Here is a 23,797-nt window from a genome sequence, read left to right on the forward strand (position 1 = left end):
CCGTCAGCCGACGCTCCACTGGAACCCCTACGCCTCATATCGTTGCCATGACCCAACCCTCCGCCCCGCCGCAGCAAGCCGCCGAAGACGGCAGCGAGACCGATTTCGTCGCGGTGCTCGACATTCTGCTGGAAAGCCGCTGGCTGATCGCGTCCATCACGTGCGTGCTGCTGGCGGCCGGCCTTGCGTACGCGATGCTCGGCAAGCCCGTGTTCGAAGCCAACATCATGGTCCAGGTCGAGGACAGCCCCGACACGTCGGCCGCCAAGTCGTTGCTCGGCGACGTATCGGCGCTGTTCGACGTCAAGTCGTCGGCCGCCGCCGAACAGCAGATCCTCGCGTCGCGCCTCGTCGTCGAACGTGCGGTCGACAAGCTCAACCTGTTCATCGACGCGGAGCCGAAGCGATTTCCGCTGATTGGCGACTGGATCGCGCGCCATCGCGACGGCTTGTCCGAACCCGGCCTCGCCGGCCTGGGCGGCTACGCGTGGGGCCGCGAACGCATCGACGTGCGGCGTTTCGACGTGCCGCGCAAGAACGAAGGCGACGCGTTCACGCTGACGAGCCTCGGGGGCAAGCGCTATCGGCTCGACGGCGGCGATCTCGATGCGCCGGTCGAGGGCACTGTCGGCGCGCTCGAGCGCTTCGACTCGCCGCGCGGCCCGATCGTGCTGCAGATCGCGTCGATCGCCGCGAAGCGCGGCGCCGCGTTCGTGCTGGTTCGCCACTCGCGGCTGAAGACGATCGAGGACATCCGCGACCGCCTCAACGTGCAGGAGCGCGTGAAGCAATCGGACGTCGTCGTCGCCAGTCTTCAGGATACCGATCCGAAATGGGTCAGCGACACGATGAACGAAATCGGCCGTCAGTACGTGCGGCAGAACATCGAGCGGAAATCGGCGGAGGCCGCGCAATCGCTTGAATTCCTGACCGCGCAATTGCCGCAGCTCAAGCAGCAACTGGCCGATTCCGAAGCGCGCCTGACCAAACTGCGCGACGAGCATGGCACGGTCGACCTCACCGAGGAGGCGAAGCTCGCGCTGGCCCAGACCGCGGACGCGAAGACGCGCCTGCTCGAGTTGCAGCAGAAGCGGCAGGAGCTGATGTCCCGTTTCACCGAACGGCACCCGAGCGTGGCCGTGATCGACGAGCAGATCGCCGCGCTGAACGGCTATCGGAACGCCGCCGAGCTGCAGATCAGGCGCCTGCCGGACCTGCAGCAGGAAGCCGTGCGGCTGATGCTCGACGTGAAGGTCAACACCGACCTCTACACGGCATTGCTGAACAACATGCAACAGCTGCAGCTCGTGCAGGCCGGCAAGGTCGGCAACGTGCGTCTCGTCGACACGGCCGCGGTGCCGGAAGTGGCGGTGCGGCCGAAGAAGGTGCTTGTCGCGCTGGCGTCGCTGCTGCTCGGGCTGCTCGCCGGCTGCGGCACCGCGATCGTCCGCTCGATGCTGTTCCACGGCATCTCGGATCACAACGAGATCGAGCGCCGCCTCGGCCTCGCGGTGTACGCGACGGTCCCGATCAGCGACCATCAGCGCGACCTGGCCGAAGAAGCCGCGCGCAAGAGCGGCCACAAGTCGATCCTGTCGATCGATTTCCCGAACGAGCCGGCCGTCGAGTGCCTGCGGAGCCTACGCACCGCCCTGCAGTTCGCGATGCTCGAGGCGAAGAACAACATCGTGCTGATCGCCGGTCCCGCGCCGGGCGTCGGCAAGACCTTCATCTCGTCGAATCTCGCGGTCGTGATGGCCAGCGCCGGGAAGCGTGTGCTGCTGATCGACGGCGACATTCGCAAGGGGCGGATGCATGACTATCTCGGCTTTCCGCGCGGCCGCGGCTTCACGGAGCTGATCGCCGGCAGCGCACGCGTGGAGGACGTGATTCACCGAGAGGTGGTCGAGGGTCTCGACTTCATCTCGACCGGCACGATGCCGAAAAATCCCGCGGAACTGCTGTTGAACCGCAATCTCGCGGCGCTGGTCGACGGCCTGTCGTCGCGTTACGACATCGTCGTGATCGACTCGGCGCCGGTGCTCGCCGTGCCCGATACCGGTATTCTCGGTGCATTCGCCGGTACCGCGCTGCTCGTCACGATGGCGGGCAAGACAAAGCTCGGCGAGATCGACGAATCAGCGAAGCGCTTCGCGCAAAACGGCGTTCGCCTGAACGGCGTCATCTTCAACGGCGTCAACCCGCGGCTCGGACAGTACGGCTACGGTTCGAAGTACGGCGGTTATCGCTATGTCGCCTACGAGTACGGAGCGCAGGATGCGTGATACGTCCAGCGCAGCCGGCGTCCCGGCATGCGAATCCTGTCGCGCGCGGCGCACAGAGGCGCGATGATCAATCCGCGGGATTCGATCGTTTCGCTGGCCGGCGTCGTGATGGGGCAGATCGCGCTGTTCGTCTGCATCTTCATGATCGGACGTCGGTTCGGGCCTGAGTCGCTCGGCCACTTCAACTATCTGCTCGCGCTGGCGTCTTTCGTCGGCACGCTGCTCGCATTGCGCTACGAGCTCGCGTGCGTCGACGATTCGCCGCGCGAATCGTTCAACGCGCTGGTCAACGTGACGGCGTTGGGCCTGATGGTCGCCGCCGCGGGCGGGATGCTGATCGCGATCGCCGGCCGGGCGGACCTCTATCCTGTCGCCGTCTATGCGCTGGCATCGTTCATCCAGCTGGCTGCCGGGGCCTACCTGAACAGCCTCAGGCGCTACGGATGGATCGCGCTGTCGCGCATGGTCGTCAACGGTGCGTTCCTGATCGGTCTCGTGCTGTCGCTCGCCTGCCTGGCGTGCGGCAAGGTCGACGTATTCGCGCTGTACGCGTGGGTGACCGCCGCAGTGTCGATCGCGATGGCGGGCGTGATCGCGCTGAGCGGCTATCGCGCAGGGTATTCGTTCAGGTTGTCGCCGGGTTTCTTCGTCAGGAATCGCCGGTTCGCGCTGTACATCCTGCCGTCGACGCTGTGCGCGTCGGTGCTGACCTACGCGCTGGCGATCGCCATTCCGCACTGGTTCGATGCGCAGAGTGCCGGCTACTTCGCCGCGGCTTACCGGCTCGGTTTCTTTCCGGTTTCGCTGATCGCGCAGAGCGTGGGCGGCGTGTTTCGGCGCGACGCAATCGGCGCGATGGCACGACCGGATGGCGGCTCGGCGGTGCATCGGGTGTACCGCACCTACGCGCGTGCACTCGCGGGCCTCGCCGTCGCGTACATGGCCGGCGGGCTGCTGCTGTTCGGGCCGCTCGTCGACCTGTTCTTCGGCGCAAGCTGGCGCGGCTCGGTCGGCTTCTATTACAGCCTGATGCCGTTGTTCGCTCTGCAGCTGATCTACGTGCCGCTGTCGCAGATCTTCCTGGCCACGCGCGCACAGCGCACCGATTTCCTGTTTCAGTTGACCTGCGGGTTGGGCCTCGTCGCTGCGCTGGGCGTCGCGCGGCTGACGAACCTGTCGGCCCCGACGAGCGTCCTGATTTTTTCATTGACCGGCGCGGCGTTGATGGCGGCGGGCATCGCGCTGACGTATCGGGTCCTCGACGCGAACCTGTCCCGACGGGGGGCGCTGGCGTGAGAACGCCGATACGACGAACGAGTACACCATGATCCTGATAGTCATCGATTCCCTCGAGCGCTACTACTTCGCCACCCGCCTGGTGAACGCGGTCCGGCACGAATACGAGTTCGCATTCCTGACGAGCGAGCCGGTCGCGCATCTCGGCCTGCTGCTGGGTGGCTTCCGGTCGGTGTACCTGAACCGGCTGATGCTGATCGACGTGCCCGATGGCCAGCCGGCCGACCGCACGCCGTACCAACTGTCGATCGAAGTGATGAACGGGCAGATGACCGAGGCGCGCGCGAAGCGCGAGTCGGCGGCGATCTTCCATATTGCGTTGGAAGTCCTTCGTGGGCTGCGGATCGAGCAGTGCGTGATGTGGAACGGGCAGCAGCTCGTGTGCCGTGCGGTGCGGCAGGCGTGCACGGTGCAGGGCGTGGCGACCCGCTTCATCGAGATTTCGAATTTGCCGGGCAAGCTGTTCGTCGATTCGCTGGGCGTCAATGCATTGTCGACGATCAGCCGCAACCCCGAGGTCATCGATCGCCTGCCGCTGCCCGACGAGGACACGCATGCGCGCTGGCTGTCGACCTATGAACGCGACAAGCGCAAGCCGCTGCCGCAGGCGCGGACGTCGTTCGGACGCAAGGCGACGTCCGCGACGAATTATGTGCTGAAGCTGGTCAGCCGCGGTGTCGGCCGGCGGCGTCTGGCAAGCGTGCGCGCGCGCAACGGCATGCCGGCGCCGCGCCAGGCCACTTATATGTCGGCCGACACGCTGTCGACCTGCCGCTATGTATTCCTGCCGCTTCAGGTGGCCGGCGATACGCAGATCAAGCTGCACTCTGACGTCGGCAATCTCGACGCGATTCGCCATGCGTTCGAGTTCGCGGCGAACGAGAGCGCCGACCTGTTCGTGAAACTCCATCCGGCGGAAACCGACGCGGCCGAGATCGACGCGATCGTGCGCCTGCAGCAGACCTATCACTTCGAGATCGTCACGTCGCCGACCACGGAGCTGCTGCGGCATGCGCATGCGGTCGTCACGATCAATTCGACGGTCGGGCTGGAGGCGATGCTGTACGGCAAGCGCGTGGTGTCGCTCGGGCGGTGTTTCTACAAGGAATTCGATCGCGAGCGCCTGCTGAAGTACATCCATTCGTTTCTGGTCGACGGCATCGACTACTTCGGCACCGCGCGTATCCCGGCCGATGCGGCGCGGCGCGTTTTCGCGGGGCAGCGCTGACATGACCGTCACGTTGCGACAGACCGCCGACGCGATCGCCGAAGATTGCCGCCGCAATGCGTTCGTGAAGACGCGCAGCGTGGTGATCTTCTACCGCATCGTGCACTACCTCGCGTGCCGGAGCCGGTTCACGCTGCTGGCCGGCGCGCCGCTGATCCTGCTGTACATCGTGTTGTGCGACTGGCTGATGGGCATCGAGATTCCGGCGAAGACGAAGATCGGCAAGGGGCTCGCGATCTATCACGGCACCGGCCTCGTGATCAACGGATACGCGACGATCGGCGCGTACTGCACGCTGCGGCACGGCGTGACCGTCGGCAACACGATCCGGAAGGACGGCACGCTCGGCGGCGTGCCGACGATCGGCGATCACGTCGAGTTCGGCGCGCACAGCGTCGTGCTCGGCGAGGTTCGCATCGGCGACCGTGCGCGGATTGGCGCCGGGGCGGTCGTGCTGACCGACGTGCCCGACGGCGGCGTCGCGGTCGGTGTGCCGGCGCGCGTTCTCGACAACGGACAGGAATCGAAATGAAAGTGTTCATTCTGCATCCCGGCAAGGCGAACTATCCCGAGATCGCCGCCTACGGCCGTCGGCTGAGAGCGCACGGGTTCGAGGTGTTCGACGGCGATCTCGATGCGTATGTGCGCTTTCCGGATCGGGACGTCTGCATCCTGTGGTGCATCATGGGTTTCTATCGGGCATTGCCGCCCGCGCGGTTCGTGATTCACGACTATCGGTCGCTGTCGGTGGGCCGGCTCGCGGCCGTCAAGGACCGCGTGAAGCGCGTGCTGAACGTACGGCCCGATTTGCGCATCTTCCAGAACGCGCGGATGCGCGACGCGATGGCGTTTGGCGACGGCGTACGCGCGTTGCTGCTGCCGATGGGCGTGCCGGACTGGATCTTCGATCCGGTGGATACCGGTGCCGGTGCCGACGTCGCGGCCGTGGGCGACGCCGGTACCATGCAAACGCCGTCCGGAAGGTTCTGCTATATCGGCGAGATGAGCCGAGAACGCGGCTTTCACAAGGTGCTCGCCGCCTACCGCGACGCGCGGCGCGACGCAGCGGACACGCTCGTGCTGGTCGGCCATCCGGAGCCCGAAATCCGCGCGGCTTTCGCCGACACGCCGGGCATCCGTTTCGTCGGCCGCGTACCGCAACGCGACGCGCTGCGGATCGTGCGCGACAGCGAATACGCGGTGTGCTTCTTTCCGTATCACCGGCCGCATTGCTTCCAGACGCCGACGAAGCTGCTCGAATACGCGTCGCTCGGAAAAAAGATCGTCTGCAACGACGCGCCGTCGAACGTACGCACCGCGAAAGAACTCGGTATCCCGTGTCACGTCACCGGCGCGGCGATCTTCGACGAAGTGTTTCCGCTGTCGCGGATCCGTGCGCGTCGTCCCGATCCGGCTGCGATGAAGTCGCTCGAATGGGGGCGCGTAATCGAAGGGTCCGGCGTGCTCGCGTATATCGATGCGGTCGCGGGGCGCGGCCCGCGTGTTTGACGGTCGTTCGGCGTCGGTGCGCGACGGCTCATTTTTCATGGAACGGATCCGATGAAAATCGTCCACATAGTCGAATCCAGCGCGACGGGCACGTTGTCGATGGTGTGCCTGATTGCCAATCGCTTCGCTCGCGAAGGGCACGACGTGCACGTCGTCTATTCGGTGCGGCCCGATACGCCGCCGGGTCTGGCCGCGATGTTCGACGCGAGGGTGTCGTTGCGCCACGTCCAGATGAAAGGCGCGGGCCTGTTGCAGACCGTGATGCGCCTGCGCGCGACACTCAACGGGATCGGCCCGGACGTCGTGCACATGCATTCGTCGTTTGCCGGTTTTTTAGGGCGGCTGTCGACGCTGTTTGCGTTGCCGAAGGCGGCGTTCTTCTACAGTCCGCACTGCATTTCTTTCATGCGTCGCGACATCTCGCGCGTGAAGCGCCTGGCGTTCGTCGGCCTGGAGAGAATCGCGTGCGTGCGGAAGTGTCTTTACGTCGCGTGCTCGGAAAGTGAAGGTCGGGCGATTCGTACCTGGCTTCGTCAGCCGGTGGTGGTGGTCGAGAATGCGGTGGTCGAGACTGCGTCGACCGCGCATTCGAGCGGCGCCGCGCGGCCCGCGGACAGCCCCGCCTATGTGGTGACGGTCGGCGGCATCCGCGCGCAAAAGAATCCGGGCCTGTTCGCGCAGATCGCGTACGGCATGCGCGCGCGCGGTACGCGTTTCGTCTGGATCGGCGACGGCGACGATGGTGCGAAGGCGGAACTGGCGAAGGCCGGCGTCGAAGTGACCGGATGGCTGTCGCGCGACGAGGTCGAGCGTCGGCTCGGATGCGCGGACGTGTACCTGTCGACCTCGTCGTGGGAAGGGATGCCGGTGTCGGTGATCGAGGCGATGCTGGCCGGCCGACCCGTCGTCGTGTCCGACTGTGCGGGCAACGTCGATGTCGTCCGTCATTTGCAGACCGGCGTGATCTATGCGACGGCAGCCGACGCGGCCGCGTGGCTGCAGCGTCTCGCTGGCGACGTTGCATTGCGGTCAGAACTGGGCCGGCGGGCGAACCGCGAGGCGCGGCAGCGTTTCGGCGAGGAACGCCTGTTCGGCGAGCTTGCGCCGCTCTATGCGACGAGCGGGGAGCGCTGACGTCGGCAAGCGGCGGCGGTCGACCTCCGCGTTTCGCGCGGCGGCGGTCGCGGCCGCAGCACGACGCGAACACCATCGTCCTCATTTCGTGGAGATCCATATGAATGTAACCATCACGCCGGACGTCACGGTCGGCAACGACCTGCCGTTCGTCCTCTTCGGCGGCCTCAACGTGCTCGAAAGCCTCGAGCTCACGCTCGACGTGTGCGGCACGTTCGTCGAGGTCACGCGCCGTCTCGGCATTCCGCTGGTGTTCAAGGCATCCTTCGACAAGGCCAACCGTTCGTCGATCCACTCGTATCGCGGCGTGGGGTTCGACGTGGGGCTGCGGATCCTGGACGAAGTCAGGCACCGGTTCGGCGTGCCCGTGATCACGGACGTGCATGAGGTGTGGCAGGTCGGGCCGGTCTCGCAGGTCGTCGACGTCCTGCAGATACCGGCATTCCTCGCGCGCCAGACCGATCTCGTGGTCGCGATCGCGCGGACCGGCAACGTGGTCAATATCAAGAAGCCGCAGTTCATGAGCCCGACGCAGATCGAGCACGTCGTATCGAAATGCCGCGAGGCCGGCAACGATCGCGTGATCCTGTGCGAGCGCGGTTCCTCGTTCGGCTACGACAATCTCGTCGTCGACATGCTCGGTTTTCGCCAGATGCGCGATGCGACGGGCGATTGCCCGGTGATCTTCGACGTCACGCACAGCCTGCAGATGCGCGATCCGCACGGCGCCGCGTCGGGCGGCCGGCGGCGTCAGGTACTCGATCTCGCGCGCGCCGGGATGGCGGTCGGGCTGGCCGGGCTGTTCCTCGAAGCGCATCCGGATCCCGACCACGCGCGTTGCGACGGCCCGAGCGCGCTGCCGCTCGCGTTGCTCGACGCGTTCCTGCAGCAGACGAAGGCGGTGGACGATCTGGTCAAGCGGCTCGCGCCGCTCGATATCCGGTGAGCGGCGCGATGTATCGCGGGCCCGTGCGCCTGGTGCTGTTCGACGTCGACGGCGTGCTGACGGACGGTCTGCTCCACGTGACGGCCGACGGCGAGTTCATGAAGAGCTTTCATGCGCACGACGGCGTCGCGGTCGCATTGCTGCGCGCGCACGGGATCCGCGTCGGCATCCTGTCGGGCAAGCATAGCGGCGCATTGGCGTGGCGGGCCGCGCAGCTCGGCGTCGACGTGCTGGTGACCGGCTGCGACGACAAGGCCGCCGGCTACGCGGACATCAAGGCGCGGCAACGGATGGGCGACCCCGAAATCGCGTACGTCGGCGACGACGTGAACGATCTCGCGGTCATCGAACGCGTCGGCGTGTCGTATGCGCCGGCCGACGCGCATCCGCTCGTCCGCGCACGCGTCGATCATGTCGTACGCACGGTCGGAGGCCGCGGCGTGGCGCGCGAGGTGGCCGAGCATCTGCTGACCGGTGCCGGGCTGTCGCTCGACGACGCGTACCGGCCGTTGTTCGAAGCATGGAGCAGCCATGACGTCATTCAATAACGGGCGGCCGGTGCACGTCGTGATTCCGGCACGATACGGCTCGACGCGACTGCCGGGAAAACCGCTCGTCGATCTGGACGGCGAACCGATGATCGTCCGCGTGCACGCGCGCGTGAGCCGTGCGCTGCCCGATACCGACATCGTCGTCGCGATCGACGATCCGCGTATCGCCGACGCGCTCGCCGCGCGCGGCATCCGTTTCGCGATGACCGATGCCGGTCATGAGTCCGGCACCGATCGCGCCGCGGAAGTCGCGCGTGCATTCGGCTGGCGCGACACCGATGCCGTGCTCAACGTACAGGGCGACGAACCGCTCGTGCCCACGGCGCTGCTGCGGGCATTCGCCGGCTTCTGCAGCGCGGCGCCGGACCTCGGTGTCGCGACGGTGGCCTGCCCGGTCGGCGACACCGCGTTGCTCGACGAGCCGGGCATCGTCAAGCTCGTCGTCGACGGCCGCGGCCGTGCGCTGTATTTCTCGCGCGCGGCGATTCCATTCTGCCGCGACGGCCGGCCCGCGCAAACGGGCGGTCCGAACGGCGGCGGTTTTCTGCGGCACGTCGGCCTCTACGGCTACGCGAATACGGCGTTGCAGTCGCTGGCGGCCGCGGCGCCGTGCGAGCTCGAACGATTGGAGCGGCTCGAGCAGTTGCGGGCGCTCTGGCTCGGCATGCCGATCGACGTGATGCAATGGCCCGATGCGCCGCCGGCCGGCATCGATACGCCCGACGACGTCGCGCGCGTCGTCTCCCTTCTCAAACGGCAAACTGATGATGCGACAGAACCATATTGAATCCGCCCGGCAGGTCTTCGAGATCGAATCGCGGGCGTTGGCCAGCGTGGCCGCGCGGCTCGACGCGAACTTCGACGGTGCGATCGAGATCATGCTCGGCTCGCGCGGGCGGGTCGTCGTGTGCGGGATGGGCAAGTCCGGGATCGTCGGCAGGAAGATCGCCGCGACGCTGTCGAGCACCGGCACGCCCGGCTTCTTCATGCATCCGGGCGAGGCTTATCACGGCGATCTAGGGATGGTGACGCCGGACGACACGTTTCTCGCGATTTCGAATTCCGGGGAAACGGACGAGGTGATCAAGCTGATCCCGTTCTTGCGCAGCAACGGCAACGACCTGATCGCACTGACCGGCGATCCTGCGTCGACCCTCGCACGCGCCGCGCGGGTCCATCTCGACGTCGGCGTCGAACGCGAGGCGTGCCCGCTGCAACTCGCGCCGACCGCGTCGACGACGGCCACGCTCGCGATGGGCGATGCGCTGGCGGTCACGCTGATGCGGGCGCGCGGCTTCCAGCCGGAGCACTTCGCACGCTTCCACCCGGGCGGCTCGCTCGGCCGCCGGCTGCTGTCCACGGTCGACGACGAAATGGCGCGCCGGGACCTGCCGATCGTGACGGAAGACATGTCGACGCTCGACGTGCTGGACGCGATGACGCGCGGGCGTCTCGGGCTCGCGATCGTGAAGCGCGACACGGGTTGGGGCATCGTGACCGACGGCGACATCCGCCGCGCGATCGAGCGGTATGGCGACGGCGTATTGCGGCGCACGGCAGCCGACATGATGTCGATCGAGCCCTGTACGGTGCGGCCGGGTACGCGGGTCGAGGATGCGCTGCTGCTGATGCAGACGCAGCGCATCGGCGCGTTGCTGGTGGTCGACGGCGGCGACGTCGTCGGCGTGTTCAAGAAATAGACGGGCGGCGGGCCTCGGCCGGGGCTACTGCAACTCTTGTGTCAGCGCAGTGGATGCGGCGTTGTCGCGGAACCGGCGTACGCGCAGGAACGTGATGAAATTCGAGTCGTGCTGGCTGGCCGCGCCGCCTTCCGGGTCGTCGAACGCGACGCGGAGCACGGCAACGAGATCGCTGCCGTCGAATTGCCAGTCGACGTACTGGAAGCCGTGCCGCTTCTTGTCCGCGTGTTGCAGCAGGATGCGCCGTGCGGTCCACCGTCGCAGATCGGGCGACGACAGCAGCACCAGCGTGTTGCGCACGCGCTCGAGGTTCGCCGGCCCGACGCTCTTCGGCACCGCATTCGTGATCGTCCAGTATTGCTTCGACTGGGGATCGAAGCGGATCGTGAATTTCTTGCCCGCGCCGGGCAGGTCGACGAAATCCCGCGTCGGGTCGAACGACAGCGTTCGGCCGTCGTCGCTCGTCGTCACCAATGCGGCTTTCTCCGGGCCGTTCGCCGTGTTCACGCGCAGCATGACGACGGGCGCGGCGCCTTGCCTGCCGACGACATTGCCTTCTTCCCACGACTGGAATGTGCCGTCGAGCCAGCGTTTGTCCGACGACAGATGCGCGGACATGCGCCAGTTGCGCGCGTCGAGCAGATCGCGGTCGACGGGGGCGGACAGCACCGTCGCGCGCAGGTCGCCGCCGTCGACGCTTTCATACGCGCGCCAGACGCGCCCGCGATCGACGAGCACCGGAACCGGCCCGGTGATGAAGCGCCCGGGATACGGCAGCAGACCGGTGGACGCATCGACCGGCGTGGTCCACGACGCACCGCCGTCATCGGAGCGGCGAATCGACGGCGTGCCCATCGAGCGGTTGGTGCCCATCAGATACAGCGCGCCGTTCAGCACGAACAGCGACGACCAGTACTGGTCCGGCACGCCCGCGAGCCGCGACCAGGTCGCGCCCTTGTCGTGCGACGCGAACACGGACACGCGGTTCTGTGCCGCTGCGGCGCCGAACGTGTCGAAGCTCGCGACATAGTCGCCGTTCGGCAGCAGGGCGAGCGACGGGGAGCCGAGATACACGCGCGTGGCGGCCGGACTGTGCGCGATGACTTCGCCGGGCGGCGCGGGTACGGAGGCGGCGTTCGCCACCATCGCCGCGCAGGTCATGCACAGCGCCGCGATAAGCGATCGTTTCGACCTGCGAAACGTCGATGCATGTCGGAGTAATGTCATGTCGGATGCGCGACGGGCTCGTCGCCGGACAGGTTGGGAAGCGGGCGGGCAACCGCGCGCCGCCGCGGCGCATCCTGGTCGGCCAGCACGACGAACAGCAGAATGGTGAGCCAGAGCATGCCATACAGCACGTGATATTTGAACAGCAGGATCGGCAGCAGATAGAGCAGATACTTGCGTCGACCCTTGCGGCGAAACAGCACGACCAGCGTACCGAAGAACGCGATGAACCCGGCGACGCCCGCGGCGAACACGAGGTAGATGTAGAACGAGCTGTCCCGTACCTGATAGCCGCGCAGGTGCGTCTTGCCGACGTTGTTGCGCTCGTCCCAGAAGAGGCCGTCGCCGAACACGCCCGCGACGACGTCGCGCTCGGTCAGCTCGGTCAGCACGAGCGTACGGCTGCCGACCGCATCGTAGTCGACGGACTGGTTCACCCGCTGGTCGTACACGCTGTAAAGCCAGGGCACGCAGGCGAGCGCGACGACGACGACGGCGATCCGGGTCCGCAGCCGACCGCGCCCGATGAGCATGTGCAGCCCGCACAACGCGGCGCACACGGCCATCGACGCGACCGAGAAGCTGAGCAGCGCCGTCGCGAACCCGACCGCGGGCGCGAGCGTCATGCGCCGCTGCGATAGCAGCAGGGCCACCGCGCTCGGCACGACCGTCATCGCATAAAACGACGGCTCGGAATACAGGCCGAGCGCACGAATCGAAATCAGGCTGTCGGTCAGCGCCTTGGTGGCGTAGAGCGCTTCGGAGTCGGCTTCGCGCACGTAGCTGTCGAAATCGATGAAGGTACCGGTGCCGAGGTAATAGACGAGCTGAAACGTGAAGAACGCGGCGTGGACGTAGATGAGCGTCCGGCATGCGGTGTCGAGCGTATCCCGCGTGAGCACGCCGCCGGCAAACATCCAGTAGCACAGCGCGATATACGTCTGGATCAGCATGAACTTGACGTAGAAGTTCACGTAGAAATCGCCGAACGCGGACAGAACGAACGCGACGCTGATGCTGATCAGCCAGTACGCACAGACCGGAAACAGGTGCCGCTGCCGGTTCATCAGCGTCGGCGCGCGAAGAAAGGCGAGCGCGCAGAGCAGGAAATAGGCGGCGAAGGTTGCTCGTACGCTGAATGCGTTGAGGGAGAAGAACAGTACGCTGGCTGAAAAGAGCAAGGTCGACATGCGTGCGCCCGATCGGAGACTCCGGATTCGCCACGCGCCGGCCGTTCCGGCGCCGTACGGCGAGATGCGTCGCGACGCGGGCAAGGTGCCTGTCGGGCAGGGCTGGCTTGCTCGCCGGTTCGCACGCGGAATACGGGGTCGTCGCTCGGGACGACTCGATTCCGGCGATCAAGCATAGACGGTTGGACGGGCGGGCGAGCGGCGTTGTCCGATCCGGGCGGCATTCCGTCTTTTTCCGGCGGGGTCGACGAAGCGGTTTTGCGCGCGCCCGCGCTGGCGAGGGGCAGCGCCGGCCATCGCACGCCGTGCCATCCGACCCGCGCCCGTCAGGGCCGCAGCGCGAACCGCCCGCACAAAAACGGCGAATAGTTGTCGATCGCCGCCTGAATCGGCGCGTGTCGGCCGTACGCGACGGCCGACACGGCCAATAGCGACCCGGCGACGAGCGCGCGATACCGCGCGTCGACACGCGGCGCGCCATGCCGCCGCACGAACGCCAGCGCGACCGCCGAGCCGACGAGCCAGCCGGCGACGACTTCCGCCGGCGTGTGCGCGTCGTCGAACACGCGCGCCACGCCGATCAGTGCGCCGAGCGCGAGCCCGAGCGACAGCGACGTGTTCGCCCGCCATGACGTCCCGCCGCTCAGTGCCAGCGCGCATGTCATCGGCCAGACCGCCGATGCGAGCATCGTATGTCCGCTGATCACGCGGAAATCGATCGCGCGGATCTGGACCCCGCAGCCGGCGTACAGCATCTTCGTGACGCCGACCAGCGTCATGCCGGCCGCGAGCATCAGCGCCCACGACGCCGCGTAACGTCGCCCGGTCGCCGAGCACGTCAACCAGCCGATGCACACGAGCGCAAGGGGCACCGTCATCGCCGCGTCGCCGAGATCGCTGATGGCCGTCCACATGACCGGGTGCGTCGCGCCGCCGGTCAGGCGGCCAGCGGCGTCGACATGCGCGCGGCCAGATAGCTTTCGAAGTCCGCGGCCACCTCCGGGTGCCGCAGCGCGAACTCGACCGTCGCCTTCAGATACCCGAGCTTGCTGCCGCAATCGAAACGCGTGCCGTCGTAGCGATGGGCGAGCACCTGTTCGTCCGTCAGCAGCGACTGGATCGCGTCCGTCAGTTGCAGTTCGCCGCCGGCCCCCGGCCGCAGCGCGCGCAGATGCTCGAACACCTTCGGCTTCAACACGTAACGCCCGACCACGCCGAAATTCGACGGCGCGTTCGCCGGCGCCGGCTTCTCGACGATTCCGGACACCTTGAACAGGTTGTCCTCCCAGCGCTTGCCGTCGATCACGCCGTACGACGTCGAGGCCTCGGGCGCGATTTCCTCCACGCCAATCACCGACGCGTGATAGTGATCGAACACGTCGATCATCTGGCGCAACACGGGTGTCGGACCGTCGAGCAGGTCGTCCGCGAGGATCACGGCGAACGGCTGGTCGCCGACCAGCTTCTCCGCGCACAGCACGGCATGGCCGAGCCCCAGTGCTTCGGCCTGGCGAACGTAGAAGCAGTCGACGTGGTTCGGCTTGATGCCGCGAACCAGCGACAGCAGCTTTTCCTTGCCGCGCGCCTCGAGCTCGGCTTCGATCTCGTAGGATTTGTCGAAGTGGTCTTCGATCGCGCGCTTGCTGCGGCCGGTCACGAAAATCATTTCGGTGATGCCGGCGTCGATCGCTTCCTCGACCGCATATTGAATCAGCGGCTTGTCCACGACCGGCAGCATTTCCTTCGGGCTCGCCTTGGTCGCCGGTAGAAATCGCGTGCCGAGACCGGCGACCGGAAAGACGGCTTTCGTCACTTTCAACATGGTTTTCGGATTTCACTCGTTCGGGTTCAGGCATCGACGATGCCGACAGAGGGCGACGATGCGTGAATGCGATCGTCGTTGGCACGGTACCGTGCGCGCTCGCGCCACCGGCCCCGCACGCCGTCCGAAAATCGTAGGGGTGTTCCGCTTTCCGGAGGTGACCGAATCTAGGCTGAATCCGACAGCGACGCATGGCGAATCGCGAATCATCGCTTTGCAAGCGGCGATTTCGCGTATGTCGGATCAGACCTAGGAATTGTCCGCATGATGCGCGTCGCCTGACATAGATTCAGGGATTCATTACTGCACGGCCGGTCACGGCGCCGCGCGCGGCCCCGCAAGACCCGCCGTCGGCTCGGGAGCGGTCATGACCGAACAGGGCGATATCTTCGACGCAATCGCGGAATTCAATCGCGCGTATCTCGTGCTTGCCCAGCGCATACTGCGTGTCCACTACGAGCAGGGCAAGCGGCAATTGGGCATCTCGGATGAAAGTGCCGCAACGATCGTCGCGCTGACGGCCGATCAGATCGACGAACTCGCGGTCGGCGGCGAACTGGTCTGCGAATTTCGCGCTGAAAACGCGCCGGGCCGCGCATGATCCATCGTCCGGTTTTCGCGCATGGGCGTCTGACCCACGTCCGCGAAGCGGAGGCGTCGTGGCAAGCCCGTTGCCCATTCGAACGATCGCGCGAACGGCGACACCCGCGCAAGCCGCGCGGCGTCGCATCGGCCCGCAGAGGCCCGCGTTACGCGCGCTCGCTGACCGCCGTGAACTTGCGGTCGCGCACCCGCGCTTCGTCGGCGCCGCCGCGCACGAGGCTCAGCGCTTCCGCGCGGCTCGCGACGCACGGTCCGGAGCCCAGCAGCGGCTGGCGCGCGGTCTCGCGCAGCGCGAGCACCGACACGATGCCGATGAACGACGCGCCCATCAGGTAGTACGCGGGCATCATCAGGTCGCCGGTGCGATCGACCAGCCACGCGGCGACGAGCGGCGTCGTGCCGCCGAACAGCGACACCGACACGTTGAAGCCGATCGCGAGCGCGCCGTAGCGGATCCGCGTCGGGAAGAGGGCCGGCAGCGCCGACGGCATCACGCCCGTGAACGTCGACAGCAGGATCCCGTAGATCAGCATCCCGCCGAAGATCGGCAGCATGCCGCCGGTGCGGATCAGCATCAGCGCCGGCACCGACAGCACGAGCAGGCCCACGCAGCCGGCCATCATCACCGGCTTGCGGCCGATCTTGTCGGACAGGTGCCCGGCGTACAGCGTCATCGGCATCATCAGCACCATCACGAGCAGCACCATGAAGAGACCGTGCGATTCGCGCACGTGCAGCGTCGCCGACAGGTAGCTCGGCAGGTACGACAGCGCCATGTAGTCGGTCACGTTGAAGATCAGCACGAGGCCGACGCATTGCAGCAGCGGCTTCCACTGTTCGACGAGCAGCGTCGCGAAGCGCTGCTTCGGCCGCGCGCGCTCGTCCGCTTCGCGTGCTTCGGCCTCCTTCTGGAAGGCCGGCGTTTCCTCGAGCTTGAGCCGCACGTAGAGGCCCACGAGGCCGAGCGGGCCGGCGATGAAGAACGGCACGCGCCAGCCCCATGACAGCAGCGCTTCCTGCGACAGCGTGGCCGTCAGCAGCGCGACCGTGGCCGCGCCGAGCGTATAGCCGATCAGCGTGCCGAATTCGAGGAAGCTGCCCATGAAGCCGCGGCGCTTGTCGGTCGCGAATTCGGCGATGAAGGTGGCCGCGCCGCCGTATTCGCCGCCGGTCGAGAAGCCCTGCACGAGGCGCGCGACGAGCAACAGGATCGGGGCCATGATGCCGATCGACGCGTAGCTCGGGATCAGCCCGATCGCGAAGGTGCCGACGGCCATCATGATCATCGTCGCGGCGAGCACGCGCTGGCGGCCGATGCGGTCGCCGAGCGGGCCGAACACCATGCCGCCGAGCGGGCGCACGAGGAACGCGGCCGCGAACGTGCCGAAGGTTGCGAGCAGCTGTGCGGACGGGCTGCTGGAGGGGAAGAACACCTTGCCGAGCGTGACGGCGATATAGCTGTAGACGCCGAAGTCGAACCATTCCATCGCATTGCCGAACGCCATCGCGCCGACCGCGCGCTTGAGAACGGCCGGGTCGACGATCGTGATGTCATCCAGCTTGATGGACTGGCGCGAAGACCGGGTTTTCGCGGGGCGCGCTTGCGACGGGCTCAATGATTTCTCCTGGAATTGCCTTGGCGGCGCGGCCGGCGGGAATGCAGCGGGCGTGCGGGCCGACGGACAGCGAAGGCGGATGTCTCGGGGATGCCTCGATGCCGGTGGCGTGACGCGCGCGGCGGATGACACCGGGCAGGTGTGTTGTGCGAACCAGTTTAGAGAAACGGGTGCGAGCGGCTATCGGTCATGCGCCCGGAACCCGGTGGTAAACGACACGCGGGGAAGAAGCGATGCCGATCGCGCCCCGGCGGGCGGAGGCGCGGCGCGGACGGTCATCTCGCCGGGCGCCGGCTCGCGGAGACCAGCAACGCGACGAACGCCGCTTCGTCCGCGCGCAGGCCGCGCGGCGTACGCCGGACCGCGAGCGCGGCGAGCGTGCCCGCCTCGAACGCGTCGAGCACGGCCGGATGGATGTAGCAGCGCCGGCACACGGCCGGCGTGTTGCGCAGCAGGTCGGCCACCGCGCGCACGGTCTCGACGATCTGCTTGCGCGCATGCGTCACGCCGCGATGCTCGATGCGCCGCAGCAATCCGAGCGCGTGCACGCTGCCGGCCCAGGTCCGGTAATCCTTCGCGGTGAAGTCGGCGCCGCCGGCCTCGCGCAGGTAGTCGTTCACGTCGGACGACCCGACCGGATGGCGTACGCCGTCGTCGTCCACATACTGGAACAGCTCGTGCCCGGGCAACTCCGCGCAGCGCCGCACGATCCGCGCGACCCGCGCGTCGTCGACCGTCACGTCGTGCTCGATCCCGCTCTTGCCGGCAAAGCGCAGCCGCACCTGGCCGGGCTGGATCTTCAAATGGCGCTTGCGCAGCGTCGTCAGCCCGTACGAGCCGTTTTCGCGCGCATATTCCGCGTTGCCGATCCGCGCGAGCGTCGTATCGAGCAAGCGGACGATCGTCGCGACGACCTTGTCGCGCGGCATGCCCGGCAGCGCCAGATCGCGCGTGACGCGGGCGCGGATACGCGGCAGCGCCCGCGCGAACGCGGCCATCCGCGCGTACTTGTTCGCATCGCGGGTTTCCCGCCACTGCGGGTGATAGCGGTACTGCTTGCGGCCGCGCGTGTCGCGGCCCGTCGCCTGAAGATGACCGCGCGGGTCCATGCAGATCCACACGTCGGTGTACGCGGGGGGAATCGCCAGCGCGTCGATGCGGGCGATTTCGTCGGCATCGCGCAGCCGCGCGCCGTCCGGCCCGTAGTACGCGAAGCCGTTGCGCAGCCGGCGGCGCGTGTAGCCGGGCTGGCGGTCGTCGACATGGCGCAGCGCCGCGACGGCGCTCGAAGCGGGCCGCTTCATGTCGCGACGCGCCGGCCGGCGGCGGCGGCGGTGCGCGGCGACCCGCGCTCACGGGCAGCGATCATGCTTGTCTCCTTGGGTTCGCGTGAAGGGCGCTCGCCTGGCATGGGGTGCGAACAGCCATTGCGACGGAGCAAGAACCGTGCGCCGCCGCCTCTGGCCTTGCTCGCGTGTTTAGGTGTTTATACGCATGCCGATTCCGGCATCGCCCCAATCCAATATTTCATTGGAAGGTTATCGGACTTGTTCCTACACTGATGCGGGGCCTGTATACCATGCCGGCACGACACGCCGGCCGGGGCAGCCCGATCCGCGCCAGCGCCACGCAGAAACACAACAGCGCCGCGGCACACAACGACATCATCGGAGACGGACCATGACATTCATCAAGAAGCTCGCGGCCGGCGCGATCGTCGCCGCGGCGACGGTGCTGGCAGGCGGCGCGCACGCGCAGCAAAAGCCGATCACGCTCGGGTTCTCGCAGGTCGGCGCGGAAAGCGCCTGGCGCACCGCGAACACCGTATCGGTGAAGAGCGCGGCGAAGGACGCCGGCATCAACCTGAAGTTTTCCGACGCACAGCAGAAACAGGAGAACCAGATTCGCGCGATCCGCTCGTTCATCGCGCAGAAGGTCGACGTGATCGCGTTCTCGCCGGTCGTCGAATCGGGCTGGGAGCCGGTGCTGAACGAAGCGAAGGCCGCGCATATCCCGGTGATCCTGACCGACCGCGGCGTCGACGTGAAGGACCCGTCGCTGTACGTGACGATGATCGGCTCCGACTTCCTCGAGGAAGGGCGGCGCGCCGGCCACTGGCTCGAAGAGCGCTACAAGAACGATGCGGGCCCGATCAATATCGTCGAGCTGCAGGGCACGGTCGGCTCCGCGCCGGCCAACGATCGCCGCGCGGGCCTGCTCGAGGTGATCAAGAACAATCCGAAATTCAAGGTCATCGCATCGCAGAGCGGCGACTTCACGCTCGCCGGCGGCAAGCAGGTGATGGAAGCGTTCGCGAAGACCTACGGCAAGCAGATCAACGTCGTCTACGCGCACAACGACGACATGGCGCTCGGCGCGATCCAGGCGATGGAAGAGGCCGGCATCAAGCCCGGCAAGGACGTCAGCGTCGTGTCGTTCGACGCGACCAAGGGCGGCTTCCAGGCGATGGTCGCGGGCAAGATCAACGTCGACGTCGAATGCAGCCCGCTGCTCGGCCCGCAACTGATGACCGCGGTGAAGGACGTGGTCGCCGGCAAGCAGTTGCCCAAGCGCATCGTGACCAACGAGACGGTGTTCCCGATGAACGTCGCGGCGCAGGTGCTGCCGACCCGCAAGTACTGACCTGTCCGCCCGGGCGGCGGCCTCGCGGCCGCCGTCCGGCGACGCTTCGAGGGAGGATGCATGCAGAGTCCGCCGGTGGTCGAGATGATCGGCATCGACAAGTCGTTTCCGGGCGTCAGCGCGCTGCAGCGCGTGGACTTCCGGTTGTTTCCGGGCGAGATCCACGCGCTGATGGGCCAGAACGGCGCGGGCAAGTCGACGCTGATCAACGTGCTCACCGGCGTGCATGCGCACGATGCGGGCGAGATTCGCGTCGGCGGCGCGCCGGTGAATTTCGCCGCGCCGCGCGAGGCCGAGGCGGCCGGGATCCAGACGCTGTATCAGGAAGTGAACCTGTGCGCGAACCTGTCGGTCGCGGAGAACATCTTCGCGGGCCGGCAGCCGATGCGGCGCGGTGCGATCGACTGGAAGACGATCCACGCACGGGCGCGCGACGCGCTCGCCGAACTCGATCTCGCGCTCGACGTCACGCGTTCGCTCGACTCGTATCCGATCGCGGTACAGCAGATGGTCGCGATTGCGCGGGCGGTGTCGGTCGACGCGCGCGTGCTGATTCTCGACGAACCGACGTCGAGCCTCGACGACGGCGAAGTCGCGCGGCTGTTCGACGTGCTGCGCCGGCTGAAGGCGTCGGGCATCGCGATCCTGTTCGTCACGCATTTTCTCGAGCAGACCTACGCGGTGTCCGACCGGATCACCGTGATGCGCAACGGCGAGCGCGAAGGCGAGTACCTCGCGCGCGATCTGCCGGTCGACGTGCTCGTCGCGAAGATGACCGGCCGCGAGCGCATGTCCGATACGTTGCAGGCCGGCGCCGCCGCGGTCGAGCGTACTACCGCGGCCGATGCGCCGTTCCTGTCGATGCAGCAGGTCGGCCGGCGCGGGATGATGAGCGCGCTCGATCTCGACGTGTGCCCCGGCGAGATCGTCGGGCTGGCCGGGCTGCTCGGCTCGGGCCGCACCGAAACCGCGCAACTGGCGTTCGCCGCCACGCGCCCCGATACCGGCGCGATCGAGATCGACGGTGCGCGCAAGCGGCTCGCGTCGCCGCATGACGCGGTGCGCAACGGCATCGCGTACTGCCCGGAAGATCGCAAGAAGGAGGGTATCGTCGCCGCGCTGTCGATCCGCGAGAACATCGTGCTCGCGCTGCAGGCGCGGCGCGGCTGGTGGCGGCTGATTGGTCGGGCGCGCCAGCGCGAGATCGCCGACACGTATATCGCGCGGCTCGGCATCAAGGCGCGCGACGCGGAGCAGCCGATCGGGCTGCTGTCGGGCGGCAACCAGCAGAAGGTGCTGCTTGCGCGCTGGCTCGCGACGGACCCGAAGCTGCTGATTCTCGACGAGCCGACGCGCGGCATCGACGTCGCCGCGAAGTTCGACATCATGGAACGCGTGCTCGCGCTGTGCGCGCAGGGGCTTGCGATCCTGTTCATCTCGTCGGAGATCGGCGAGGTCGTGCGCGTGAGCCACCGGATCGCGGTGCTGCGCGACCGGCGCAAGGTCGCGGAACTGAGTGGCGCCGATGCGTCCGAGGAACAGGTTTACCGGTTGATCGCAGGAGGCCAGTCATGACGTGGCTACGCACGCTGTTTCGTCATTCGCTCGCGTGGCCGGTGCTGACGCTCGTGCTGCTGTTCGCGCTGGACGTCGCGCATCGTCCCGGTTTCCTGTCGATCGCGCTGCTCGACGGCCATCTGTTCGGCGCGCCGATCGACATCCTGAATCGCGCGGCGCCGCTCGTGATCGTGTCGCTCGGCATGACGCTCGTGATCGCGACGCGCGGGATCGACATCTCGGTCGGCGCGATCGTCGCGATCGCCGGCGCGGCGGCCGCGACCGTGCTGGAGGCGGACCCGTCGCAAGTCGGCGCGGCGCTGGCCGCCGCGCTCGGCGTCGGGCTGCTGGCCGGCGCGTGGAACGGGCTGCTCGTCGCCTTCGTCGGGATGCAGCCGATCATCGCGACGCTGATCCTGATGGTGGCCGGGCGCGGCATCGCGCAACTGCTGACGGGCGGCCAGATCATTCCGATCGGCGCGCCCGGCTACCTCGCACTCGGCGGCGGCTATCTCGCGACCGTGCCGTGCGCGGTGTGGGTCGCGCTGGCGACGATCGGCGCGATCGCGCTGCTGGTGAACCGCACGGCGCTCGGGCTGTTCATTCGCGCGATCGGCGTGAATCCGGTCGCGACGCGGCTCGTCGGGCTGCGCTCGGGTGCGATCGTGTTCGGCGTGTATCTGTGCTCGGGCGTGATGTCCGCGCTCGCGGGCATCCTCGCGAGCTCGAACGTGCGCAGCGCCGACGGCAACAACGCGGGGCTGCTGCTCGAACTCGACGCGATCCTCGCGGTCACGCTCGGCGGCACGTCGCTGCTCGGCGGCCGCTTCAGCCTCGCGGGCTCGGTGCTCGGCGCGCTGATCATCCAGACGCTCACCTACACGACCTATTCGATCGGCGTGCCGCCGGAGGCGACGCTCGTCGTCAAGGCGGTCGTCGTGATCGTCGTGACGCTGATCCAGTCGGACGCGGCGCGCGCGCTGCTCGTGCGGCATGCGTCGCGGCTGCTGCCTTCCGCGCGATCGCGCGCCACCACCACCGGAGCGACGCCGCGATGACCCGTTTCCTTGGCCGCCTCGCCGATCCGCGCACGCTGCCGATCGTCGTGACGATCGTGCTGTTCGCCGCGCTGTTCGGCTTCGGGTCCGTGATGTACACGGGCTTTTTCTCGATGCAGGTATTGACCGGGCTGCTCGTCGACAATGCGTTCCTGTTGATCGTCGCGATCGGGATGACGTTCGTGATCGTGTCGGGCGGCATCGACCTGTCGGTCGGCTCGGTCGTTGCGCTGACAACGATCTTCTGCGCGGTCGGCGCCGAACGGCTGCATTGGCCCGTGTGGGTGATCGTGCCGCTGGTGCTCGCGTTCGGCGCGCTGTACGGCGCGGCGATGGGCGCGCTGATCCACTACTTCAAGCTGCAGCCGTTCATCGTCACGCTCGCCGGGATGTTTCTCGCGCGCGGCGCGTGCTTCCTGATCACGACGCAGTCGATCACGATCAATGCGCCGGCGTTCCATGCGATCGCGGGCATCAGCGTGCCGCTCGGCAGCGGCATGCTGAGCGCCGGTGCGCTGATCGCGCTCCCGACGCTTGCCGTCGCGATCTACGTCGCGCATTTCACGCGCTTCGGCCGCAACGTGTATGCGGTCGGCGGCAACGAACGCTCGGCGCTGCTGATGGGCTTGCCGGTCGCGCGCACGAAGATCGGCGTCTATGCGCTGAGCGGCTTCTGTTCGGCGCTCGGCGGCGTGGTGTTCACGCTCTATGTGCTGTCGGGCTACGGGCTGCAGGCGCAGGGGATGGAACTCGACGCGATCGCCGCGACCGTGATCGGCGGCACGCTGCTCACGGGCGGCGTGGGTTACGTGATCGGCTCGGTGTTCGGCGTCGGCATCCTCGGCACGATCCAGGTGCTGATCACGTTCGACGGCACGCTGAGTTCGTGGTGGACGCGGATCGTGATCGGCGCGCTGCTGTGCGTGTTCTGCGTGCTGCAGCGGGTCATCGAGCGGCACGCGACGCGGCGCCGCACCGGCGGCACGGGGCTCGGCGCGCAGCGGCCGACGCAGGCTGCTGCCCCCGCGCGGCCGGCGCCGCCCAAGGAGGACATCGGGCTGGTATCGACGATGCGGCGATCGTAGTGCGACCGACTACCCTTGCGCAAGGAGAACACGATGAAGCGCGATGATCTGACGACGGGCATGGCCGATGCGCTGGCCGTCGAGCATGGCCGTCGGCCGCTGCTCGACCTGGGCGACGCGCGCGACTGCCGGATCGTGGCCGACGCGCTGCGGGTGCTGCTGCGCGAGCGCTCCGAAGCGCTGGCGTTCGCGATGCGCGTGGCCGACGAGCATGGCCGGCCGCGCCCGGATGCCGGCGAATTCGGCTTGACCGATATCATTCGGCTGGCCCGCGTGGTCGAGCGGGCCGATCGGCGGCGCGCGGGAATCGCGGTGGAGTGACGCGCGCGGCCGCATGCCGGTCGCAT

General features: G+C 67.4%; 22 protein-coding genes. 16 read left to right on the forward strand and 6 right to left on the reverse strand.

Annotation, left to right across the window (positions count from 1 at the left end; all coding sequences use genetic code 11):
* Positions 1-47 precede the first annotated feature (47 nt).
* From HWX55_RS13575 to HWX55_RS13620, 10 genes are all read left to right on the forward strand, one after another.
* Positions 48-2,285, forward strand: coding sequence for a polysaccharide biosynthesis tyrosine autokinase (locus HWX55_RS13575; RefSeq protein WP_175976031.1), 2,238 nt, complete (start codon positions 48-50; stop codon positions 2,283-2,285).
* Positions 2,286-2,348: 63 nt separating this feature from the next.
* Positions 2,349-3,581 (forward strand): oligosaccharide flippase family protein, encoded by a 1,233-nt coding sequence (locus HWX55_RS13580; protein WP_175976032.1) that lies wholly within the window; start codon positions 2,349-2,351, stop codon positions 3,579-3,581.
* Positions 3,582-3,609: 28 nt separating this feature from the next.
* A complete protein-coding gene (locus HWX55_RS13585; protein ID WP_175976033.1) occupies positions 3,610-4,809 on the forward strand; it encodes a capsular biosynthesis protein in 1,200 nt (399 codons plus the stop codon).
* Position 4,810: 1 nt separating this feature from the next.
* On the forward strand, positions 4,811-5,341 hold the full coding sequence (locus tag HWX55_RS13590) for a DapH/DapD/GlmU-related protein (protein WP_175976034.1): 531 nt from the start codon (positions 4,811-4,813) through the stop codon (positions 5,339-5,341).
* On the forward strand, positions 5,338-6,318 hold the full coding sequence (locus tag HWX55_RS13595; RefSeq protein ID WP_175976035.1) for a glycosyltransferase: 981 nt from the start codon (positions 5,338-5,340) through the stop codon (positions 6,316-6,318). Before HWX55_RS13590 ends, HWX55_RS13595 begins: the two co-directional genes overlap by 4 nt.
* Positions 6,319-6,369: 51 nt before the next feature.
* Complete coding sequence (locus tag HWX55_RS13600; protein ID WP_175976036.1) at positions 6,370-7,452, forward strand: glycosyltransferase; 1,083 nt, start codon at positions 6,370-6,372, stop codon at positions 7,450-7,452.
* Positions 7,453-7,552: 100 nt separating this feature from the next.
* Entirely contained in the window at positions 7,553-8,398 is an 846-nt protein-coding gene (gene kdsA, locus HWX55_RS13605; RefSeq protein WP_175976037.1) for a 3-deoxy-8-phosphooctulonate synthase, read from the forward strand.
* A gap of 8 nt (positions 8,399-8,406) precedes the next feature.
* Complete coding sequence (locus HWX55_RS13610; protein ID WP_175976062.1) at positions 8,407-8,946, forward strand: HAD-IIIA family hydrolase; 540 nt, start codon at positions 8,407-8,409, stop codon at positions 8,944-8,946.
* The gene (gene kdsB / locus HWX55_RS13615; protein ID WP_175976038.1) at positions 8,930-9,736 is read left to right on the forward strand and encodes a 3-deoxy-manno-octulosonate cytidylyltransferase; all 807 of its coding nucleotides are present in this window, start codon (positions 8,930-8,932) and stop codon (positions 9,734-9,736) included. The genes HWX55_RS13610 and kdsB overlap by 17 nt, the downstream gene beginning before the upstream one ends.
* Positions 9,714-10,649 carry a KpsF/GutQ family sugar-phosphate isomerase gene (locus HWX55_RS13620; RefSeq protein ID WP_175976039.1) on the forward strand — a complete coding sequence of 312 codons (936 nt, stop codon included), beginning with the start codon at positions 9,714-9,716 and terminating at the stop codon, positions 10,647-10,649. The genes kdsB and HWX55_RS13620 overlap by 23 nt, the downstream gene beginning before the upstream one ends.
* 24 nt (positions 10,650-10,673) lie before the next feature.
* On the opposite strand, the gene HWX55_RS13625 is transcribed toward HWX55_RS13620, so the two are convergent.
* The 4 genes from HWX55_RS13625 to galU form a co-directional block, all read right to left on the reverse strand.
* Entirely contained in the window at positions 10,674-11,810 is a 1,137-nt protein-coding gene (locus tag HWX55_RS13625; RefSeq protein ID WP_175976040.1) for a sialidase family protein, read from the reverse strand.
* A gap of 62 nt (positions 11,811-11,872) precedes the next feature.
* The gene (locus HWX55_RS13630) at positions 11,873-13,066 is read right to left on the reverse strand and encodes a hypothetical protein (RefSeq protein ID WP_175976041.1); all 1,194 of its coding nucleotides are present in this window, start codon (positions 13,064-13,066) and stop codon (positions 11,873-11,875) included.
* A gap of 326 nt (positions 13,067-13,392) precedes the next feature.
* Positions 13,393-13,980, reverse strand: coding sequence for a phosphatase PAP2 family protein (locus tag HWX55_RS13635; protein WP_175976042.1), 588 nt, complete (start codon positions 13,978-13,980; stop codon positions 13,393-13,395).
* Between the two features lie 23 nt (positions 13,981-14,003).
* Positions 14,004-14,888: a UTP--glucose-1-phosphate uridylyltransferase GalU gene (gene galU, locus HWX55_RS13640; RefSeq protein WP_175976043.1), complete on the reverse strand. Its 885-nt coding sequence runs from the start codon at positions 14,886-14,888 to the stop codon at positions 14,004-14,006.
* 367 nt (positions 14,889-15,255) lie between these two features.
* Here galU and HWX55_RS13645 point away from each other — a divergent pair, with 367 nt between their 5' ends.
* Positions 15,256-15,489 (forward strand): flagellar transcriptional regulator FlhD, encoded by a 234-nt coding sequence (locus HWX55_RS13645; RefSeq protein WP_050013549.1) that lies wholly within the window; start codon positions 15,256-15,258, stop codon positions 15,487-15,489.
* Between the two features lie 148 nt (positions 15,490-15,637).
* On the opposite strand, the gene proP is transcribed toward HWX55_RS13645, so the two are convergent.
* Positions 15,638-17,107 carry a glycine betaine/L-proline transporter ProP gene (gene proP, locus HWX55_RS13650; RefSeq protein ID WP_175976044.1) on the reverse strand — a complete coding sequence of 490 codons (1,470 nt, stop codon included), beginning with the start codon at positions 17,105-17,107 and terminating at the stop codon, positions 15,638-15,640.
* Positions 17,108-17,382: 275 nt separating this feature from the next.
* Positions 17,383-18,411 carry a DNA topoisomerase IB gene (locus tag HWX55_RS13655; RefSeq protein ID WP_175976045.1) on the reverse strand — a complete coding sequence of 343 codons (1,029 nt, stop codon included), beginning with the start codon at positions 18,409-18,411 and terminating at the stop codon, positions 17,383-17,385.
* Between the two features lie 376 nt (positions 18,412-18,787).
* Between HWX55_RS13655 and HWX55_RS13660 the strand changes: the two genes are divergently transcribed.
* The 5 genes from HWX55_RS13660 to HWX55_RS13680 are packed head-to-tail and all read left to right on the forward strand — an operon-like array spanning position 18,788 to position 23,771.
* Positions 18,788-19,750, forward strand: a complete 963-nt coding sequence (locus HWX55_RS13660; RefSeq protein ID WP_175976046.1) for an ABC transporter substrate-binding protein — start codon at positions 18,788-18,790, stop codon at positions 19,748-19,750.
* A 60-nt stretch (positions 19,751-19,810) separates the two neighbouring features.
* Positions 19,811-21,325 carry a sugar ABC transporter ATP-binding protein gene (locus HWX55_RS13665; protein ID WP_175976047.1) on the forward strand — a complete coding sequence of 505 codons (1,515 nt, stop codon included), beginning with the start codon at positions 19,811-19,813 and terminating at the stop codon, positions 21,323-21,325.
* Positions 21,322-22,365 (forward strand): ABC transporter permease, encoded by a 1,044-nt coding sequence (locus tag HWX55_RS13670; protein WP_175976048.1) that lies wholly within the window; start codon positions 21,322-21,324, stop codon positions 22,363-22,365. Before HWX55_RS13665 ends, HWX55_RS13670 begins: the two co-directional genes overlap by 4 nt.
* Complete coding sequence (gene yjfF / locus HWX55_RS13675) at positions 22,362-23,450, forward strand: galactofuranose ABC transporter, permease protein YjfF (protein ID WP_175976049.1); 1,089 nt, start codon at positions 22,362-22,364, stop codon at positions 23,448-23,450. The genes HWX55_RS13670 and yjfF overlap by 4 nt, the downstream gene beginning before the upstream one ends.
* 15 nt (positions 23,451-23,465) lie before the next feature.
* The gene (locus HWX55_RS13680; RefSeq protein WP_244140562.1) at positions 23,466-23,771 is read left to right on the forward strand and encodes a hypothetical protein; all 306 of its coding nucleotides are present in this window, start codon (positions 23,466-23,468) and stop codon (positions 23,769-23,771) included.
* Positions 23,772-23,797 lie beyond the last annotated feature (26 nt).

The organism is Burkholderia sp. BCC1047 (assembly GCF_902833155.1).
Classification (GTDB): Bacteria; Pseudomonadota; Gammaproteobacteria; order Burkholderiales; family Burkholderiaceae; genus Burkholderia; species Burkholderia sola.

Bases quoted from the DNA above. Each gene is read 5' to 3' on its own strand.
- yjfF (WP_175976049.1), top strand. From the start codon at position 22,362: ATGACCCGTTTCCTTGGCCGCCTCGCCGATCCGCGCACGCTGCCGATC.
- HWX55_RS13575 (WP_175976031.1), top strand. From the start codon at position 48: ATGACCCAACCCTCCGCCCCGCCGCAGCAAGCCGCCGAAGACGGCAGC.
- kdsA (WP_175976037.1), top strand. From the start codon at position 7,553: ATGAATGTAACCATCACGCCGGACGTCACGGTCGGCAACGACCTGCCG.
- HWX55_RS13600 (WP_175976036.1), top strand. From the start codon at position 6,370: ATGAAAATCGTCCACATAGTCGAATCCAGCGCGACGGGCACGTTGTCG.
- kdsB (WP_175976038.1), top strand. From the start codon at position 8,930: ATGACGTCATTCAATAACGGGCGGCCGGTGCACGTCGTGATTCCGGCA.
- HWX55_RS13665 (WP_175976047.1), top strand. From the start codon at position 19,811: ATGCAGAGTCCGCCGGTGGTCGAGATGATCGGCATCGACAAGTCGTTT.
- HWX55_RS13610 (WP_175976062.1), top strand. From the start codon at position 8,407: ATGTATCGCGGGCCCGTGCGCCTGGTGCTGTTCGACGTCGACGGCGTG.
- HWX55_RS13595 (WP_175976035.1), top strand. From the start codon at position 5,338: ATGAAAGTGTTCATTCTGCATCCCGGCAAGGCGAACTATCCCGAGATC.
- HWX55_RS13620 (WP_175976039.1), top strand. From the start codon at position 9,714: ATGATGCGACAGAACCATATTGAATCCGCCCGGCAGGTCTTCGAGATC.
- HWX55_RS13645 (WP_050013549.1), top strand. From the start codon at position 15,256: ATGACCGAACAGGGCGATATCTTCGACGCAATCGCGGAATTCAATCGC.
- HWX55_RS13660 (WP_175976046.1), top strand. From the start codon at position 18,788: ATGACATTCATCAAGAAGCTCGCGGCCGGCGCGATCGTCGCCGCGGCG.
- HWX55_RS13590 (WP_175976034.1), top strand. From the start codon at position 4,811: ATGACCGTCACGTTGCGACAGACCGCCGACGCGATCGCCGAAGATTGC.
- HWX55_RS13625 (WP_175976040.1), bottom strand. From the start codon at position 11,810: ATGACCTGCGCGGCGATGGTGGCGAACGCCGCCTCCGTACCCGCGCCG.
- HWX55_RS13670 (WP_175976048.1), top strand. From the start codon at position 21,322: ATGACGTGGCTACGCACGCTGTTTCGTCATTCGCTCGCGTGGCCGGTG.
- HWX55_RS13630 (WP_175976041.1), bottom strand. From the start codon at position 13,066: ATGTCGACCTTGCTCTTTTCAGCCAGCGTACTGTTCTTCTCCCTCAAC.
- HWX55_RS13635 (WP_175976042.1), bottom strand. From the start codon at position 13,980: ATGTGGACGGCCATCAGCGATCTCGGCGACGCGGCGATGACGGTGCCC.
- HWX55_RS13580 (WP_175976032.1), top strand. From the start codon at position 2,349: ATGATCAATCCGCGGGATTCGATCGTTTCGCTGGCCGGCGTCGTGATG.
- galU (WP_175976043.1), bottom strand. From the start codon at position 14,888: ATGTTGAAAGTGACGAAAGCCGTCTTTCCGGTCGCCGGTCTCGGCACG.
- HWX55_RS13585 (WP_175976033.1), top strand. From the start codon at position 3,610: ATGATCCTGATAGTCATCGATTCCCTCGAGCGCTACTACTTCGCCACC.
- HWX55_RS13655 (WP_175976045.1), bottom strand. From the start codon at position 18,411: ATGAAGCGGCCCGCTTCGAGCGCCGTCGCGGCGCTGCGCCATGTCGAC.